Below are 17527 nucleotides of genomic sequence, written 5' to 3'. Positions count from 1 at the left end.
CCCCGACAATTGCGTCGCTGCGGAGGGGCGTGGATGCGCAGAGGGGGCCTCGACGGATCGAGTGCGGAGAGCGCCGATCTCAGGCGCCTCGCCGCTCGACCGGGAGGAACGGCTCGGCGAGGCCGAAGGCTGACGGGCCGAACGCCGCGAGGGCGCCGTCGGTGCGCATCATGTCGGGCGTCGAGATGCCGAGCACGCGCACGCGCTGGCCGTAGCGCAGCCCCTCGGTCGTGATCGGCTCTGCGGTCTCATGGTCCACGACGCAGATGAGATCCGGCACGATCGCGACGACCTCGCCGTCGCGCCGCGCGATGAGGTTCTCGTTCTGGAACAGGATCTCGAACGTGCCTTCGCCCTCGAGCGGCGCGATCACGGCGCGTCCCTTCGCGAACCCCTCGGTGGTGCGCCGCTCGACGTCGACGACCTTCCCCACGGCGAGCTCCCGCAGGTGGGAGTACAGGGTGCGGGAGAGCGTGTCGGCGATGGCCTCGAAGGGGGAGCGGTGCTGCTCTCGGGCCTCGCGGATCGCACGCCCGAGGGCGAGCGCCATCGAGATCGTGCGGGGGACAGCGGTGCGGCGCACGTCCGCGCCGGTCATCGCGTACTCGGCGATGTGGCCCACGCCGCCGAGCCGGATGGTGATCGCGCGGGCGAGCCACTCCATCTGGCGGTCGTCGTCGCCGGTGTCGATGATGACCGTCTCCCCGCGCTCGCCGGCGAGGGCGAGGGGCGAGCCGTGCACGCCGTAGACCGCGAACGTCTCCATGGAGAGCTCGGGGAAGGCGCGCCCCATGCCGTCCGCATCGACCACCGGAAGCCCGGTCTCGGCGGCGACGACGAGCGGGATCATCGAGTTGATCCCGCCGCACTCGATCGGCATCGTGGCGTCGGCGGTGCGCCCCAGGTGCGCCTCGAGCGCCCGGAGCGCGAGCGTGGGCTCGGTGCCCGCCGGGATCTTCTCGATCATCACGGTCGGTGCGCCCATCTGCGCCGTCGGGATCACGAACAGATCGTCCGGAAGCTCGTCCGGATCCAGGATCGTGATCGCGCCGCCGGCGAGCACCCGTTCGACGAGCTTGCTGCCGATGTAGGGATCGCCTCCGCCGCCCGTGCCGAGCAGCGTCGCGCCGCGGGCGAGATCGGGGAGGTCCGCCGCGGTGAGCAGCCAGCTCATCGCGCCTCGATCCGCTCGCGCGACGCCTCGGGCACCGGCTCCGCCGTCTCCGACCCCGCGCCGTGCGAGACCGTCCCGTCGAAGCGGTGCGCGGGCATCTCGTAGCCGAAGTAGCCGGGACCGACCATCGCGAGCGCCTCGGCGGTGTGCCAGCGCTCGTCGGCGGGCGCCGCGAGCACGCGTACGCGCTGGCCGTAGCGGAGCGCCTCGGTCGTGATCGGCTCCCCGGACTCGCCCTCGACGACCATGATGAGGTCCGGCGTGGTCGCGAGGATCCGTCCGTCGGCTTCCGCGACGAGATGCTCGTTCTGGAACTGCAGGGTCAGCGCGGCGCCGCCCTCGCCCTCGATGCGGGCGCGGCCGCGGGCGAAGCCGGTGGTCGTGGCGCGCTGCACGTCGACGACCTTGCCGTCGAAGAGCTCGCGTCCGGAGAGCTCGCGGACCGCGGCCTCGACCGGATCCGTCTTCGCCGCACGGGCGTCGGCGATCGCGCGCCCCACCGTGATGCAGCGCGAGAGCGAGCCGCCGACGAGACCCGCACGGGCCTGCGCGCCGGTCATCGAGAACCCCGCGATCATCGTGGAGCAGCCCATCTCGACCGTCGCGACGCGCGCGATCCGCTCCGTCCAGGTGTTGTCGACGGTCTGCAGCACGGCCACGTTGCCCTTCTCGTCGCTGAGCGCGAGGGGCGAGGCCGTCACGCCGATCAGCGTGGGCAGCACCATCTGCAGCTCCGGGAAGGCGCGGCCCATGCCGTCGGCGTCCACGAGCGGCAGCCCGAGCGCGGCGGCGGCCGCGACCGGGATCGTCGAGTTCACGCCGCCGACCTCGGCGCACGCGATATGCGTCACGGGACGGCCCAGGTGCGAGCCGAGCGCGCGCACGGGTTCGACGACCTCGTCCAGGCTCGGGAGCTTCTCGACCATGACGGTCGGTGCGCCCATCATCGCGACGAAGAGCACGTGCGCGTCGTCCGGGACCTCGGCGAGGTCGAGAACAGGGACGGGCCCGCCGGACAGCGCCTGCCGGGCGAGGAGGGATCCGATGTAGGGGTCCCCGCCGCCTCCGGTGCCGAACACGGCCGCGCCCCGGGCGAGATCCTCGATCTGCGCGGTGTCGATCTGCCAGCCCATCTCAGGCCCCCATGTCGAGGTCGCCGACGGCCTTCGCGCGGATGCGCGTGGCGTTGCCGGGCAGGTACGGGATCGGGACCTCGTCGAAGTCGATGATCGCGACCGTGGACGGCTTCGCGCCGGCCGCGATGGCCTTGTCGACGGCCTCGGCGCGGACGGCCGCGATGGTCTCGTCGCGCGCGCCCGGGGCGATCGCGTAGACCTTGTCGATCTCGCCGCCGACCTGGGCGATCGAGGCGCCGATCGCGTTCGCGACCGCGTAGTTCTCCGGGCGGTGCACGGGACCGAACGGCTCCAGCACATCCGGCAGCAGGATGGATCCGCCGCCGACCGCCACGACTGCGATGGGGTCGGGGGAGGTCCGCATGCGGTCGACCGCCTCGGCGACGCGCTCGGCGATGCGCGCGAGCACACGGGCGACGAAGGCGGGGTCGAGGTGCGTGACCTTCTCCGGGTCGCCGACCGCGGCGCGTCCCGCCGCGACCGCGATGTCGGTCGCGGTGAGCGTCGAGCCCCCGAAGACGAGTGCCTCGGTGCCCAGGCGGTAGCCGACCGAGGCGGGGCCGACCTCGGCCGTCTCGGTGTCGACGATGCTGCCGCCGCCGATCCCGAGCGAGAGCACGTCGGGCATCCGGAAGTTGGTGCGGATGCCGGCGACCTTGACCTCGTTCGCAGTCTCGCGGGGGAAGCCGTTCACGAGCAGGCCGATGTCCGCGGTCGTGCCGCCCACGTCGATCACGGCGCAGTCCTGCAGGCCGCTCGTGGCTGCGGCTCCGCGCATCGAGTTCGTCGGACCGGAGGCGAAGGTCGCCACCGGGTATCGGCGCACGTACTCGTCGTCCATGAGCGTGCCGTCGTTCTGGCTGAGGAAGATCGGCGCCTCGATGCCGTGGGCGCGGACGGCGGCGGTGAGGCCGTCGACGATCTCCGAGGCGAGCTCGCGCAGCGCGGCGTTGATGATCGTGGCGTTCTCGCGCTCGAGGATGCCGATCCGGCCGATCTCGTGCGAGAGCGAGATCGCGACGTCGTCGCCGAGGACCTCGCCGAGGATCTCCGCGGCGCGCACCTCGAGGTCGTGGTTGACCGGGCTGAACACGGCCGAGATCGCGACCGAGCGGATCCCGTGCGCCTTCATGTCCTCGGCGATCCCGCGCAGCTCCTCCGGGTCGAGCGGCGAGATCGGGCGGCCGTCGAACTCGTAGCCGCCGTGCGCGAGGTAGCTGCGCGCCTGCGCGGCCTCGAGCAGCTCACCCGGCCAGTCCACGAGCGGCGGCAGGGCGCGGGTCGCGGGCAGGCCGAGCCGGAGCGCCGCGGTGGGCGCGAGGCGGCTCGCCTGCACGAGCGCGTTGATGAAGTGCGTCGTGCCGATCATGACGGCCTCGATGTCGGAGCCCTCGAACGGGTGGTGCGCGCGCAGGTCCTCGATCGCCTGCACGATCCCGTCGGTCACGTCGGGGGTGGTCGAGTGCTTCACCCCGGCGAGGGTCTGGGCGCCGTCCATGAGGACGGCATCCGTGTTGGTGCCGCCGACGTCGATGCCGATGTGCATGGTTCTCGCTTTCTCGGAGGGTCTGGGACGAATGGTCCCGTCGCGGGGCGTCGGAAGGCGCCGCACCCCGCGACGGAGTTCGGGGTCAGGCGGCCGCGGCCTCGGCGGGATCGGCCTGACGGGTGGGGACGGCGCCGACGCCGCGGACGAGACCCAGCTTGCCCGCCGCGATGTACAGGACCATCGAGAGGAACAGGCTGATGAGGGAGGGGATCCCCCAGGTCACGAAGTAGCCGACGAGGGAGGAGACCAGCCAGACCACGATCGTGGCCGGCACGATGCGCGGCGCGGAGGCCGGCAGGACGCCCTCCACGCGGCTGGCGTCGAGCTCTCCGCGCCAGCCGCGGACCACGAAGTACTCGGCCACCATGATCCCGGCGATCGGCGGGAACGCGACGCTCAGCACGATGAGGAACTGGGTGAACTGTCCGAGGATCCCGGCGGCGGCGAGGACGGATCCGACCACGCCGAGCACGATCGTCGTCGTCACGCGGTGCAGGTTCTTGCCGAACGTCGTGGAGACGAAGTTCACCAGGCCCAGGGCCGAGGAGTACAGGTTCCAGTCGTTGATCTTGAGCGTTCCCGTGATCACGATGATGAGGCCGACGAGCCCGACCGAGCTCGTCACGATCGCGACGATGTCGCCCGACTTCGCGGCGTGGGCGAGGAGCACGCCGGCGAGGCCGATGACGAACTCGCCGAGCGTGACGCCCACGACGGTCTGCTTGACCACGTCGGCGCGGGAGCGGTTGAAGCGCGTCATGTCGCCCGTGATGATGGCGCCCACGATGAGGCCGCCGGCGACGATGCCGGTGCCGGCCCAGACGCTGATGTGCGGACCGGGCGCGGGGCTCGTGAGCAGCGTGCCGAGGTCGTGGCGGCTGAGCTCCGAGATCACCGACCAGCCCACGAGGATGAGGAACAGCGGCACGGTGATGTTCGCGAGCCACTGCATGCCGAGGAAGCCGAACGCGACGATCGCGGTGACGGCCAGGCCGAACAGCAGGCTCCACAGCCAGGTCGGCAGCACGCCGGGCATGAGCGCGTCGAGCGACTGCGCGGAGATCGCGGACTGGATCCCGAACCAGCCGATCAGGCTGATGCCGATCGCGAGGCCCACGAGCGCCGCGCCGATCTCGCCGAAGCCGGTCCAGCGGGCCAGGAGGGCCGTGTTCAGGCCCTCGCGCTGACCGATGAACCCGACGATGCACATGATGACCTCGAGGATGACGGATCCGAGCAGGAACGCGAGTGCGGCCTCGCCGAAGCTCATCCCGTACCCCAGCGTGGCGCCGAGGAGGAACTGCGACAGCGCGGAGACCTGGCCGAAGCGCTGCACGGCGATGCCGAACCAAGGCTTTCGCGCTTCGGGAGTCACGCGGGAGAGGGCGAAATCGTCGTGCGGCGCGATACGGGCCATGGTGGTTTCCTTCGGGCGGAAGAGGATGGTTCCGCTCACGCTAGTGACGCGTCGCCCTACCCACCATGTGCGATCTGCACTGATCTCACCATCTGTTCAACAGTCCGCACATTCACTTCCTCTGCGCGATGGCGTCGTGTGTGGTCGCGGCCGTCTTGCGCCCGCCCTGGCCGGGTGCACGAGCTGCTGCCGGGTGCACGGGTCGTTGACGCCGGGATCCCGTCCGCTCGGCAGGATCCGGTGTGTTCGAGCTGTGCTGGCGGGCTGTGGCGCCTTGTCTGGAATACCAGACAAGACGTCGTCCTGCGCCCTGTCCGCGCGGCAGGCGAGGGTGTGGAATCGTCTCATGCCCCACACTTCCCCCGTCACCATCGGTGCGGCGCCGCTGCGCCCCGAGGATGTCGTCGCCGTCGCCCGCCACCACGCCGCCGTCGCGATCGACGCCGGCGCGCTCGACCGCGTCGCGGCCGCCCGCGGCGTGATCGACGGCATGGCCGCCGACCCGAACCCGCACTACGGCGTCTCGACCGGCTTCGGCGCCCTCGCCACCACGTTCATCGCTCCCGAGCGCCGCCGCCAGCTGCAGCAGAGCCTCATCCGCTCGCACGCCGCCGGCACCGGCGCCGAGGTCGAGACCGAGGTCATCCGCGCGCTGCAGCTGCTGCGCCTGCAGACCCTCGCGTCCGGCCACACCGGCGTGCGCCCGCAGGTCGTCGAGACCTACGCCGCGATGCTCAACGCCGGCATCACCCCGGTCGTCCGCGAGTACGGCTCGCTGGGCTGCTCCGGCGACCTCGCCCCGCTCGCGCACATCGCCCTCGCCAGCATGGGCGAAGGCGACGTCCGCAACGCCGCGGGCGATCTCGTGCCCGCCGCCGACGCGCTCGCCATGGCGGGCATCGCCCCGCTCGAGCTCGTGGAGAAGGAGGGTCTCGCCCTCATCAACGGCACCGACGGCATGCTCGGCATGCTCGTGCTCGCCCTGCACGACCTCGAGGACCTCCTCATCACGGCCGACCTCTCCGCGGCCATGTCGATCGAGTCCCAGCTCGGCACCGACGCCGTCTTCGCGGCCGACCTCATGGCGCTCCGCCCGCAGATCGGCCAGGCCGTCTCCGCCTCGCACCTGCGCGCCTTCCTCGGATCCTCCCCGATGGTCGCGAGCCACAAGGGCCCGGACGACGGCCGGGTGCAGGATGCCTACTCGCTGCGCTGCTCGCCGCAGGTGCACGGCGCCGCGCGCGACACCGCCTCCTACGCGACGACGATCGCCGAGCGCGAGCTGTCGAGCGTCGTGGACAACCCCGTCGTGACGAGCGACGGCCGGATCGAGTCGAACGGCAACTTCCACGGCGCGCCCGTGGCCGCCGTGCTGGACTTCCTCGCGATCTCCGTCGCCGACGTCGCCTCGGTCGCCGAGCGGCGCACCGACCGCGCCCTCGACCCCGCGCGCAGCCACGGCCTGCCGCCGTTCCTCGCGGACGAGGTGGGCGTGGACTCCGGCCTCATGATCGCGCAGTACGCGGCGGCCGGCATCGTCTCCGAGCTCAAGCGCCTCGCGGTGCCGGCCTCGGTCGACTCGATCCCGTCCTCCGCCATGCAGGAGGACCACGTCTCGATGGGCTGGGCTGCGGCCCGCAAGCTCCGCCGCGCGATCGACGGGCTCGGCCGCGTCCTCGCGATCGAGATCCTCACCGGCGCCCGCGCGCTCGACCTGCGCGCGCCGCTCGAGGCCGGCCCCGCCACCGGTGCCGTCCGCGACCTCGTCCGCACCGTGGCCGGAGGCCCCGGCCCCGACCGATTCCTCAGCCCTGACATGGAGGCCGTCGCTGCGCTCGTGCAGTCCGGCCGCATCGCTGCGATTGCGAAGGAGCACGCGAATGACTGACACCACGACCACCCCGGCGGGCCCGACGCTGTCGGATCCGTCCCGCTCGATCCGCGCCACCCGCGGCAACGAGCGCACCGCGAAGAGCTGGGGCGCCGAGGCCGCCAAGCGCATGCTCATGAACAACCTCGACCCCGAGGTCGCCGAGCACCCGGAGGACCTCGTCGTCTACGGAGGCACCGGCCGTGCGGCGCGCAGCTGGGAGGCGTATGACGCGATCGTGCGCACTCTCGATGAGCTCGAGCCCGACGAGACGCTGCTCGTGCAGTCCGGCAAGCCGGTCGGCGTGTTCCGCACCCACGAGTGGGCGCCGCGCGTGCTCATCGCCAACTCCAACCTGGTCGGCGATTGGGCGACCTGGCCCGAGTTCCGCAGGCTCGAGGCCGAGGGCCTGATGATGTACGGCCAGATGACGGCCGGATCCTGGATCTACATCGGATCCCAGGGCATCCTGCAGGGCACCTACGAGACCTTCGCCGCGGTCGCCCGTTCGCTCGGCAAGGACTCGCTCAAGGGCACGCTGTCCCTCACCGGCGGCGCCGGGGGCATGGGCGGCGCGCAGCCGCTCGCGGTGACCCTCAACGACGGGGCCTGCCTCATCGTGGACGTCGACGAGTCGCGCCTCGCACGCCGGGTCGACCACGGCTACCTGGACGTCTACTACACCGACCTCGACGAGGCGATCGCACGTGCCGTCGCCGCGAAGGAGGCGGGCGAGGCCCTGTCGGTCGGCATTGTCGGCAACGCGGCGGAGGTCTTCCCCGAGCTGTTCCGCCGTGGCGTCCCGATCGACATCGTGACGGACCAGACCAGCGCGCACGACCCGCTCGCCTACCTGCCGCTCGGCATCTCGGTGGCGGACTGGAAGGCCGAGGCCGAGCGCGATCCCGAGGAGTTCACGCGCCGCTCCCGCGAGTCCATGGCCGCGCACGTCGCCGCCATGGTCGCGTTCCAGGACGCGGGCGCCGCGGTGTTCGACTACGGCAACTCGATCCGCGCCGAGGCGGTCCTGGGCGGCTTCGACCGCGCCTTCGAGTTCCCCGGCTTCGTCCCCGCCTACATCCGCCCGCAGTTCGAAGAGGGCCGTGGTCCGTTCCGCTGGGCAGCCCTCTCGGGCGACCCGGAGGACATCTACAAGACCGACCGCGCGATCGCGGAGCTCTTCCCGGAGGATGCGGCCCTGCACCGCTGGCTGGAGAAGGCCGGCGAGAAGGTCCACTTCGAGGGTCTGCCCGCCCGCATCTGCTGGCTCGGCTACAAGGAGCGCCACCTCGCGGGCCTGAAGTTCAACGAGATGGTCGCCTCGGGCGAGCTCTCCGCCCCCATCGTGATCGGCCGCGACCACCTCGACTCCGGCTCGGTCGCCAGCCCGTACCGGGAGACCGAGGCCATGAAGGACGGATCCGACGCGATCGCCGACTGGCCGCTGCTCAACGCGCTGCTCAACACGGCCTCCGGCGCGAGCTGGGTGTCGCTGCACCACGGCGGCGGCGTCGGCATCGGCCGCTCGATCCACGCCGGTCAGGTGACCGTGGCGGACGGATCCGCGCTGGCCGCCGAGAAGCTCGAGCGCGTGCTCACGAACGACCCCGGCACGGGCGTCATGCGTCACGTCGACGCGGGCTACGACCACGCGAAGGACATCGCGCGCGAGCGCGGCCTCAAGGTCCCGATGGGCCTCTGAACCGGGCTCGGACACAGACGGCGTCCCGCTCTGCGCACCCCGTCGGGGGATGGGGGATCGCAGGGCGGGACGCGACCACACCACCATGTCCCACTTCTGGTCCGCGGCGTCTCGTTGCCGGGTACCTTGTCCCACTTCTGGCGCTTCAGAGCCGGATCCAGGACCAGATATGGGACATGCTGCGACCAGAAGTGGGACATGATCGGCGTGGAGGACGCATGAAGACCCTGATCACGAACATCGGCGAGCTCACGACGAACGCCCCGGTCCCTGAGCATGTCGAAGCCGGCGACGACCGCTGCGGCACCCTGTACGACGCGGCGGTCCTCATCGACGGGGACCGGATCGCGTGGGTCGGCCCGGCGGCGGAGGCACCGGACGCCGACGAGGCGATCGACGCCGAGGGCCGCGCGGTGATCCCCGGCTTCGTGGACAGCCACAGCCACCTCGTCTTCGGCGGCGATCGCGCCGCGGAGTTCGAGGCGCGCATGCAGGGCCAGAAGTATGCCGCCGGGGGCATACGGTCGACGGTCGCCGCGACCAGGGCCGCGAGCGACGACGAGCTGCGGATCCGGCTGCGCGGCTTCCTCTACGAGATGCTCGCGCAGGGCACCACGACGGTGGAGATCAAGAGCGGCTACGGCCTCGACGTCGCGACCGAGGAGCGCCTGGTGCGTCTCGCCGCCGAGGTCACCCCGGAGGTCACCTTCCTCGGGGCGCACGTCGTGCCGGCCGAGTACGCCGATCGCGGTGACGAATACGTCGATCTCGTCACCGGGGAGATGCTCGACGCCTGCGCTCCGCACGCGAAGTGGATCGACGTCTTCTGCGAGACCGGCGCGTTCACCGTTCCCCAGTCGCGCCGTGTGCTGGAGGCCGGCATCGCGCGCGGGCTGCAGCCGCGCGTGCACGCGAGCCAGCTCGGCCCCGGCGAGGGCGTGCAGCTGGCCGTCGAGCTCGGGGCCGCGTCGATCGACCACGGCACCTACCTCACCGATGACGATGTGACCGCGCTCGCCGGATCCGAGACCGTGCTGACGCTGCTGCCCGGCGTGGAGTTCTCCACCCGGCAGCCCTATCCCGACGCCCGCCGCCTCATCGACGCCGGCGTGAGGGTGGCGATCGCGTGCGACACGAACCCCGGTTCGAGCTTCACCTCGTCGATGCCGTTCTGCATCGCGGTCGCCGTGCGCGACATGCGGATGACGGTCGCCGAGGCGATCCACGCGGCGACGGCCGGGGGAGCGGCCGCCCTGCGCCGCACGGACATCGGCGGCATCGCCCCCGGCATGCGCGCCGACCTGGTGCTGATGAAGAGCTCGAGCCGCGTGCACCTGGCCTACCGTCCCGGCGTGCCGCTCGTGGACGCCGTGTGGAAGGACGGCGTGCGCGCCGTCTGAGGAGGGGCGCCTCGCCTGCCGCGCCGGCGGGCGACGTCACGATCAGCACAGGTTGTGACGATCGGCACAGGATTCAGACCAGATCCTGTGCCGATCGTCGCACCGTGTGCTGATCGTGACGCCCCGCGGCTGGCAAACGCCTCCGACGCGAGTTGCACTCAGGCGGGGGCTCAGCCCAGAGCGTCGGCGCAGACCACGGCGGCCGCGGCCGACCACGCCTGCGGGCGGCACGACGCCGGATACGGCACCGGGGCGACGCCGGGCGTGCGCCCGTCACCGGCGTGCAGCTCGGGCATCCGGTAGTCGAAGCCCTCGGCCGCGTCCACGAGCTGACGCGCGACCGCGGCGGCCTCATCGCGGAGACCGGCGCGGAGCATGCCGTGCACGGCGACCGCGGTGTCATGCGCCCAGACGCTGCCGCCGTGGTAGCTGAGCGGCCAGAAGCCGGTCGCTCCCGAGGACATCGTGCGGATCCCGAAGCCGCTCGACATCGAGTCTCCGAGCAGTAGTTCGGCGCAGGCGCGCTCCTCCTGGGGATCCAGCAGCCCGGTGCCGATCAGGTGCCCGATGTTGCTCGTGAGAGTGTCCACCGCCGCTCCGTGCGCGTCGAGCGCGATGGCGGGGTAGTGCCCCTCCGGCGTCGTCACCCAGTAGGCGGCGCGGAACCGGGCGCGCAGATCCGCGGCCCAGCTGCGCAGCGCGTCGCCGCCGTCCTCACCGAGGGCGTCGAGCAGCTCTGCACCCCGCACCGCGGCCTCGTAGGCGTAGGCCTGCACCTCGCTGAGCGCGATCGGGCCGTCGGCGAGCCGGCCGCTGCGCCACTGGATCGAGTCGCCGGAGTCCTTCCAGCCCTGGTTCGCGAGGCCGTGCCCGGTCTCGTCGACGTAGTCGATGAAACCGGATCCGCTGGCGTCGCCGTGCTCGGTCATCCAGCCCAGCGCCGCGCGCAGGGCCGGCAGCAGCTCGCGCACCTCGGCCTCGGGCATCCCCGCCTCTCGCGCATCGGCGAGCAGGCACACCCAGAGCGGGGTCGCGTCGACGGTGCCGTAGTAGAGCGGGGGGAGATGCACGCCCTCGTTCGGCAGCGACAGTGCGCCGCTGCGCAGCTCGTGCGGGATCTTGCCGGGGGCCTCGGCGGTGGCCGGATCCTTCTTCGTGCCCTGCAGGCGCGCGAGGACCCGGAGCGTGGAGGCGGCGATCGCCGGATCCTGGCTCAGGGCGAGGCGCGCGGCCCAGATCGAGTCGCGGCCGAAGAGCGTGAAGAACCAGGGCGCGCCGGCGGCGTAGAACGCGTCGTCCGGGTGCGCGGGCAGCGCGAGGCGCAGCGCGGCGAGGTCGCCCGCCGCGCGGTCCAGCCACCGGCGCAGGCGCGGATCGCCCGTCTCCGGAACCGCGGCCCTGGCCTCGACGGCGGGCGCGGTCACCACGAGCGTGGCGTCCTCGAGCGCCAGTGCGAGCGAGAACTCGGTCCCCGCACGCGGAGCGAGCACGGTCGTCCAGCGGATCGCGATCGCCGCTCCCTCCACCGCGATGGCGGCGCCGGGCGCCGTCAGTGCGAACGACGCCGCGCCCGAGGAGGCGCGTTCGCCGTCCCATCCCCAGGCACCGTGGTCGGGGAGCCCCGCCTTGACGCGCTGCAGCGGTTCGAAGTCGGGCACGAGCGTCACGGTCAGCGTGACAGGAACGGGCACCTCGCGGTGCGAGGAGACCAGGATCCGCTCCTCGACCTGGCCGGCGCGCACGGTGCGCGTGCGGTCGAGGCGCACCTTCGGGTCGGGCTGGTCGTCGTCGATACCGCGCAGCACGGCGGCGAAGACCGCCTGCTGAGGGGCGGGGGAGGAGCAGGCGATCGTCTCGACCGCCGTGCCCTCGACGGTGACCGTCAGCGCGCGCACGTGCCGCACGTCGCCGTGGTAGACCCCGTGGATCGGCGCGCATCCCATGTCTCCGGATTCGTCCGACCACACCTGGGTCGGCGCTTGGAGCGCGATGACGGCGTCGTTCAGGAGGGGCTGCAGCGGGGTGTCGGTCATGGGGCTCCTTCGTGAGGGGCGGCGTGCGGGCAGTCGGCCCGACGGGCGGGGTTCAGGACAGGGAGGGGGAGGGAAGGACGCGGGCGGGCAGGCGCTCCTCGACGCCGTGGCCCGAGACGGACCAGGCGGATGCGCCGGGGCGCTCTGCCACGACCTCGACGAGCTCGGTGCCGCGGTAGAGCAGGCCGGCGCCCTCCTCGACGCCGTACCCGGGCGGGATCCGTCCGGCCGTGATGGCGTCGCGGAAGGCCGGCCGCCGGGTCGGCTGCGAGTCGTGATGAGGGCTGAACGATCCGGGCAGGAGGCCGAGGCCGTCGGCGACCACCTGCGCGTCGGGGCCGAACGATGTGGTCGTGCCACCGCTGTGCCAGCACAGCCCGCCGGCGGATCCGCCCGCGAGCACGACGCCGGCCTCCCACGCCTGACGCAGCAGATCGTCGAGGCCGTGCGCACGCCACAGGGCGAGGAGGTTCACGACGCTGCCGCCGCTCACCCAGATCACGTCGCGGCTGAGCACATGCTCGGCGAGGCGCTCGTGGTTCGGGTGCGGGAACAGCCGGATGTGGCTGCCCTCGACGCCGGCCGCGCGGGCCGCCTCGAGCTCCGCGCCCTCGACGAACCGGGGATCGCCGCCGGCGGTGTTCACGTGCGCGACCCGCGGCGCGCGCCCCGTGACGCCGGCGAGCTCGATCGCGAAGTGCAGCAGGGGCCCGTAGGCGGTGTCCTGCCACCCTCCGTCGACCATGCCTCCGCAGGTCGCGAGGATCGTGGGCTGCGAGGCCGTCACTCCTTGACCGCCCCGTCGCTCGAGTTCATGATCCGCTTCTGGAAGAGGAAGAACATCACGGCCACCGGGATCGTCATGATGATCGCCGCGGCGAGCTTGAGCGGGTACTGGCGGCCCTGGCTGAGCTGCCCGTTCGCGAGCTGCGCGACGCCCTTCGTGAGGGTCGTGAGCTCGGGCGACTGGGTGGACACGATGAAGTGCGCCAGCTCGTTCCAGGATCCCTGGAACGACAGGATCACGATCGTGATCAGCGCCGGTCGCGCCATCGGCAGCACGACGGACCAGAACACCCGGAAGGTGCCGGCGCCGTCGATCCGCGCCTGCTCCTCGACGGATGCGGGGATCGACTCGAAGAAGTTCTTCATGATGAAGACCCCGGCGGCGTCGACGAGGAGCGGCAGGATCATGCCCGCATAGGAGTCGTACATGCCGAGGGTGTTGATCACGAGGAACTTCGGGATCAGCAGCACGACGGTCGGCACGCTCATCACGGCGACGAGGCCCGCGAACACGAGGTTGCGTCCGCGGAAGCGGAGGCGCGCGAGGGCGTAGCCCGCGAGGGAGTTGAAGAACACCCGTCCCGCGGTGACCACGATCGTCACGATCACGGAGTTCTTGAACCAGGTCGGGAAGTCGCTGCGCAGGAAGAGCTGCGTGTACGCCTCGGTCGTGAACGTGTGCGGCACGATCGCGAGCGGGTTCGCGGCGGCGTCCGGATCCGTCTTGAAGCTCGTGGCCACCTGGATCAGGAACGGGTAGATGTACACCAGCGCGAGGGCGATGAGCAGCGCGTACAAGACCGAGGTGGACGCGATCCGCACGGTGCCCCAGCGCTTGCGGCGCGCGACGAACGGGGCGGGAGCGGTGGCGGTCATCGCGGGGCTCCTTCGGTCGTGGCGGGCGCTCGGTCGGCGGACGCCGCGCGCGCGGCGGCGCGCTCGGCCGCCTCCACGTAGGGCCGGTTGCGCCGGCGCGAGACGGGGCGTTCGCGCAGCACCCAGCGCTGCACGAGCGTGAAGGCGATGATGATCACGAAGAGGATGAACGCGATCGCGGCGCCCTGGCCCCACTCCTGGTTGAGGAACGAGGACTGGTACGACTGGTACGCGGGCGTGATGGTGGTCTTGGCCGGCTGGCCCCTCGTGCCGGTGTAGATCTGATCGAAGATCTGCCAGCAGCCGATGAGGCCGAGCGTGAGCACCGTGAACAGGGTGGGACGCAGCTGCGGAAGGGTGATCCGCCAGAACCGCTGCCAGCCGTTCGCGCCGTCCATCATCGCCGCCTCCTGCACCTCGCCCGAGATGTTCTGCAGCGCGGCGAGGAAGAGCAGCATGAACGTGCCGCTCGTGGTGAAGATCGCCATGATGATGTAGACGCACATCGCGACGCTGGGGCCGCCGATCCAGTCCCAGAACGAGACGCCGAGGAAGCTGTTCTGCGTGAGCGCCGCGGGGCCGCCCGTGACGCCGAAGTGCAGGATCCCGGACGGGTCGTTGAGCCAGTTCGGACCGTTGATCCCGAGCCAGCCGAGCGCCGCGTTGACGGCGCCGGTCGTCGAGAACAGGAACAGGAACAGGACCGTGATCGCCACGGAGCTGGTCACCGAGGGGAAGTAGAAGGCCGTGCGGAAGAAGCTGCGGCCCTTGAGGATCTGGCGGTTCACGAGCACGGCGAGGAACAGGCTCAGCGCGGTCTGGCAGGGCACCACGAGGATCACGTACCAGGCGTTGTTCTTCAGGCTCATGCCGAAGTCGGCTTCGGCGAGCCCGCCGCCGAGCAGGAGCGCGGCGTAGTTCTTCAGGCCGACGAACGAGACGCCGCCGGAGAACGGCGAGCCCCGACCGCCCCAGTCGCTCACGCTCACCCAGAGCGCCATGAGGACCGGAACGACCAGGAACAGGCCGAGGAGGATCAGCATCGGGGCGGTGAAGAGCCACCCCGACGCGGTCTCGCCGTCCCGCAGGCCCTGGTGGCCTGCGGGACGGCGGGACCGCACGGTGGAAGAGGCCATGATTACTTGGTCAGGGCTTCCAGGTTCTTCTGCGCGGCGTCGAGGATCGCCTTCGGGTCGCCGGTCGCGAGCGAGCCGAGCTTGCCGTTGAAGTCGGTCACGACGTCGCTCGCGCCCTTGGCCGTGGGCACGCCCTGGGCGTAGTCCGCGCCGTTCAGGAACGGGACGAGCGGGGCGTTGTCCTTCTTCCACTGGTCCGCGGCCGACTTGATCGACGGCATCGGGCCGAACGCCTTCGAGAAGGCGAGCTGGCTGTCGGCGCTGGTCAGGTGCTCGACGAGGTCGAGAGCGGCCTTCTGGTTCTTGCTGTCGGCGGAGATGCCCCAGCAGTTCGTGAACTGCAGCGTGCCCTTCTTGCCGTCGGGGCCGGCGGGCAGCTCGACCGCCTTGTACTTCACGGTCGGGTAGTCGTTGGTCATGGCGCCGGTGATCCAGTTGCCCTCGACGACCATCGCGGCCTTCTGGGTGCCGAACGCCTCGCCGCCCCAGCCGGATCCGAGATCGGCCGCGAACTTCATCGAGCCGCCGGTCAGGAGGCCCTTGAGGTAGTCGAGCGCCTTCACGTTGCCCTCGGCGTCAGCCGTGGCCTTGGTCGAGTCGGCGTTCATGAGGCCGCCGCCGGCGGCGACCATGAAGGCGCCGACGCGGGCGTACTCGCCGCTCATCGAGAGGCCCACGTGGCCGTCCGCGGTGAGCTTCTTCGAGACGGACGCGAGCTCGTCCCAGGTCTTGGGGATGTCGGCGTCGGTCAGTCCGGCCTGGGTCCACATGTCGGTGTTGATCACGAGCTGCAGCGTGGAGAAGTCCTTCGGCGCGCAGTACAGCTTGCCGTCGTAGGTGAAGGACTTGAGCAGACTCGGGTAGAAGTCGTCCTTGTTCTTGAGCAGGTCGCCGTACGCGAGCAGCGATCCGTTCGACGCGTAACCGGCGAGGGCGTCGGTGGACTGGTAGAACACGTCGGCGGGGGAGCCCGAGGCGAAGCCCTGCGAGAGCTGCTGGTTGAGGTCGCTCGCCGCCGTCACGGTCGCCTTGACGCCCGAGGTCTTCGACCATGCCGAGACGGCGTCGTTGACGGCCTTGGTCTCGGCGTCGCCGGACGATCCGATGAGGATGTTCAGCGGCTTGTCGGACGAGGTGAGTGCCGTGGATCCGGTGCTGCTGCCGGCGTTCCCGCCGGAGAACCCCGAACCGCAGCCGGTGAGGGCGATCGCGCCCGCGAGGACGAGCGCCCCGGCCCCGATCGCGGCGCGTGTGCTGTGCCGTGTCATGTCTCTTCTCCCTTGATGAGCATCCGTGATGATGTGTGCTTCTCGGTGACGACAGGACGTCGTCGCAGGAATTTGAACGATCAAACTCTGTATCGAATACGCTAGGCGGCAGGAGCCCGGGGTGTCAAGGTGGGAAGGTGGTCCCGGATCCCGGGCCGGATCCGCGGAGGGAGAGACATGGTCAGGACGCCGACCGTCGAAGACGTGGCGCTGCGCGCCGGTGTGTCGCGGCAGACCGTGTCGAACGTGTTGAACACGCCGACCATCGTGAAGCCCGCCACCCGGGAGCGCGTGCAGCAGGCGATCGTCGAGCTCGGCTACCGGCGCCATGCGGCGGCCCGTCAGCTGCGCACCCGCCGTAGTTCCACGATAGGGATCCATCTGGATCCCTATGTCGGAGGCGTCTCCGGCGTCGTGCTGGACCGCTTCGTGCACGCCCTCACCGAGCGCGCGAGCGAGCGCGGCATGCGCATGCTCGTGTACGCCGCGCGCACGGCCGGGGACGAGATCGCCCGGCTCGCCGAGCTCTGGGAGGGCTCAGAGATCGATGCCGCGATCATCACCGGCACGTTCCACGGCGACCCGCGCACGCGCTGGCTGGGGGAGTCCCGGCTGCCCTTCGTCGCGTTCGGCCGACCCTGGGGCGAGGACGACCTCGCGGCACCCGAGCACCTCTGGGTCGACGTCGACGGCGCCGCCGGAACGCGCGCGGCCACGGAGCATGCGCTGGGCTTCGGCCCGCGGGTCGCATTCCTCGGCTGGCCGACGGGCTCGGGCACCGGGGACGACCGCGAGCGCGGTTGGCGCGAGGCGATGGCTGCGGCCGGCGCGACGGGCCCTCGGTGGACCACGGAGGAGGACGTCGCGAGGGCTCGCGCCGTGGTGGCGGGCGCGGATGCGCAGGTGGACGCGGTGGTCTGCGCGAGCGACTCCCTCGCGATCGGCGCGCTCCTGGCGCAGACCGGGAGCTCCGCGCGGGTGCCGGTGATCGGCTTCGACAACACGCCGACCGCGGAAGCGCTCGGCTTCTCCAGCGTGGAGCAGCGCCCTGAGGACGTCGCGGCGGCGACGCTCGAACTGCTCATGGGACCGACGGGCGAGGCGGTGACCCCGCGCGACGTGCGGGCCGGCACCGCCCACGCACTGATCGAGCCGCGCCTCGTCGTCCGGTAGGCGCACC

General features: G+C 71.5%; 13 protein-coding genes. 4 read left to right on the top strand and 9 right to left on the bottom strand.

Annotation, left to right across the window (positions count from 1 at the left end):
- Positions 1-79: 79 nt before the first annotated feature.
- The 4 genes from ACIPY5_RS18475 to ACIPY5_RS18460 all read right to left on the bottom strand — a co-directional run bounded on the left by ACIPY5_RS18475 (position 80) and on the right by ACIPY5_RS18460 (position 5276).
- The gene (locus tag ACIPY5_RS18475; protein ID WP_400973354.1) at positions 80-1174 is read right to left on the bottom strand and encodes a DUF917 domain-containing protein; all 1095 of its coding nucleotides are present in this window, start codon (positions 1172-1174) and stop codon (positions 80-82) included.
- The gene (locus ACIPY5_RS18470; RefSeq protein ID WP_400973352.1) at positions 1171-2307 is read right to left on the bottom strand and encodes a DUF917 domain-containing protein; all 1137 of its coding nucleotides are present in this window, start codon (positions 2305-2307) and stop codon (positions 1171-1173) included. Before ACIPY5_RS18470 ends, ACIPY5_RS18475 begins: the two co-directional genes overlap by 4 nt.
- Before the next feature lies 1 nt (position 2308).
- Positions 2309-3856 carry a hydantoinase/oxoprolinase N-terminal domain-containing protein gene (locus ACIPY5_RS18465; protein WP_400973349.1) on the bottom strand — a complete coding sequence of 516 codons (1548 nt, stop codon included), beginning with the start codon at positions 3854-3856 and terminating at the stop codon, positions 2309-2311.
- A gap of 85 nt (positions 3857-3941) precedes the next feature.
- Positions 3942-5276, bottom strand: a complete 1335-nt coding sequence (locus ACIPY5_RS18460) for a purine-cytosine permease family protein (RefSeq protein ID WP_400973346.1) — start codon at positions 5274-5276, stop codon at positions 3942-3944.
- 346 nt (positions 5277-5622) lie between these two features.
- On the opposite strand from ACIPY5_RS18460, the gene hutH reads away from it, so the two are divergent.
- From hutH to hutI, 3 genes are all read left to right on the top strand, one after another.
- Entirely contained in the window at positions 5623-7164 is a 1542-nt protein-coding gene (hutH, locus tag ACIPY5_RS18455) for a histidine ammonia-lyase (RefSeq protein WP_400973343.1), read from the top strand.
- The gene (gene hutU / locus ACIPY5_RS18450; RefSeq protein ID WP_309337304.1) at positions 7157-8848 is read left to right on the top strand and encodes a urocanate hydratase; all 1692 of its coding nucleotides are present in this window, start codon (positions 7157-7159) and stop codon (positions 8846-8848) included. Before hutH ends, hutU begins: the two co-directional genes overlap by 8 nt.
- A gap of 218 nt (positions 8849-9066) precedes the next feature.
- The gene (gene hutI, locus ACIPY5_RS18445; protein WP_400973340.1) at positions 9067-10248 is read left to right on the top strand and encodes an imidazolonepropionase; all 1182 of its coding nucleotides are present in this window, start codon (positions 9067-9069) and stop codon (positions 10246-10248) included.
- A gap of 170 nt (positions 10249-10418) precedes the next feature.
- On the opposite strand, the gene ACIPY5_RS18440 is transcribed toward hutI, so the two are convergent.
- Genes ACIPY5_RS18440 through ACIPY5_RS18420 form a run of 5 tightly spaced genes read right to left on the bottom strand, consistent with a single transcriptional unit; the run spans position 10419 to position 16347 of the window.
- Entirely contained in the window at positions 10419-12281 is a 1863-nt protein-coding gene (locus ACIPY5_RS18440; protein ID WP_400973337.1) for a glycogen debranching N-terminal domain-containing protein, read from the bottom strand.
- A 52-nt stretch (positions 12282-12333) separates the two neighbouring features.
- Positions 12334-13068 (bottom strand): Type 1 glutamine amidotransferase-like domain-containing protein, encoded by a 735-nt coding sequence (locus tag ACIPY5_RS18435; RefSeq protein ID WP_400973334.1) that lies wholly within the window; start codon positions 13066-13068, stop codon positions 12334-12336.
- Positions 13065-13943, bottom strand: coding sequence for a carbohydrate ABC transporter permease (locus ACIPY5_RS18430; protein WP_309337296.1), 879 nt, complete (start codon positions 13941-13943; stop codon positions 13065-13067). The genes ACIPY5_RS18435 and ACIPY5_RS18430 overlap by 4 nt, the downstream gene beginning before the upstream one ends.
- Complete coding sequence (locus ACIPY5_RS18425) at positions 13940-15079, bottom strand: carbohydrate ABC transporter permease (protein ID WP_400973329.1); 1140 nt, start codon at positions 15077-15079, stop codon at positions 13940-13942. Before ACIPY5_RS18425 ends, ACIPY5_RS18430 begins: the two co-directional genes overlap by 4 nt.
- A 2-nt stretch (positions 15080-15081) precedes the next feature.
- On the bottom strand, positions 15082-16347 hold the full coding sequence (locus tag ACIPY5_RS18420) for an extracellular solute-binding protein (RefSeq protein WP_400973326.1): 1266 nt from the start codon (positions 16345-16347) through the stop codon (positions 15082-15084).
- Between the two features lie 177 nt (positions 16348-16524).
- On the opposite strand from ACIPY5_RS18420, the gene ACIPY5_RS18415 reads away from it, so the two are divergent.
- On the top strand, positions 16525-17520 hold the full coding sequence (locus ACIPY5_RS18415; RefSeq protein ID WP_309337290.1) for a LacI family DNA-binding transcriptional regulator: 996 nt from the start codon (positions 16525-16527) through the stop codon (positions 17518-17520).
- Positions 17521-17527 lie beyond the last annotated feature (7 nt).

The organism is Microbacterium sp. NPDC089698 (genome assembly GCF_044749045.1).
In the GTDB taxonomy this organism is placed as follows: Bacteria; Actinomycetota; Actinomycetes; order Actinomycetales; family Microbacteriaceae; genus Microbacterium.
Note: the sequence above shows the minus strand (reverse complement) of the source record. Positions and strands in the feature narration are given on the sequence as shown.

Coding starts and splice junctions, on each gene's coding strand:
- ACIPY5_RS18475 (WP_400973354.1), bottom strand. CDS start 1,174: ATGAGCTGGCTGCTCACCGCGGCGGACCTCCCCGATCTCGCCCGCGGC.
- ACIPY5_RS18470 (WP_400973352.1), bottom strand. CDS start 2,307: ATGGGCTGGCAGATCGACACCGCGCAGATCGAGGATCTCGCCCGGGGC.
- ACIPY5_RS18465 (WP_400973349.1), bottom strand. CDS start 3,856: ATGCACATCGGCATCGACGTCGGCGGCACCAACACGGATGCCGTCCTC.
- ACIPY5_RS18460 (WP_400973346.1), bottom strand. CDS start 5,276: ATGGCCCGTATCGCGCCGCACGACGATTTCGCCCTCTCCCGCGTGACT.
- hutH (WP_400973343.1), top strand. CDS start 5,623: ATGCCCCACACTTCCCCCGTCACCATCGGTGCGGCGCCGCTGCGCCCC.
- hutU (WP_309337304.1), top strand. CDS start 7,157: ATGACTGACACCACGACCACCCCGGCGGGCCCGACGCTGTCGGATCCG.
- hutI (WP_400973340.1), top strand. CDS start 9,067: ATGAAGACCCTGATCACGAACATCGGCGAGCTCACGACGAACGCCCCG.
- ACIPY5_RS18440 (WP_400973337.1), bottom strand. CDS start 12,281: ATGACCGACACCCCGCTGCAGCCCCTCCTGAACGACGCCGTCATCGCG.
- ACIPY5_RS18430 (WP_309337296.1), bottom strand. CDS start 13,943: ATGACCGCCACCGCTCCCGCCCCGTTCGTCGCGCGCCGCAAGCGCTGG.
- ACIPY5_RS18425 (WP_400973329.1), bottom strand. CDS start 15,079: ATGGCCTCTTCCACCGTGCGGTCCCGCCGTCCCGCAGGCCACCAGGGC.
- ACIPY5_RS18420 (WP_400973326.1), bottom strand. CDS start 16,347: ATGACACGGCACAGCACACGCGCCGCGATCGGGGCCGGGGCGCTCGTC.
- ACIPY5_RS18415 (WP_309337290.1), top strand. CDS start 16,525: ATGGTCAGGACGCCGACCGTCGAAGACGTGGCGCTGCGCGCCGGTGTG.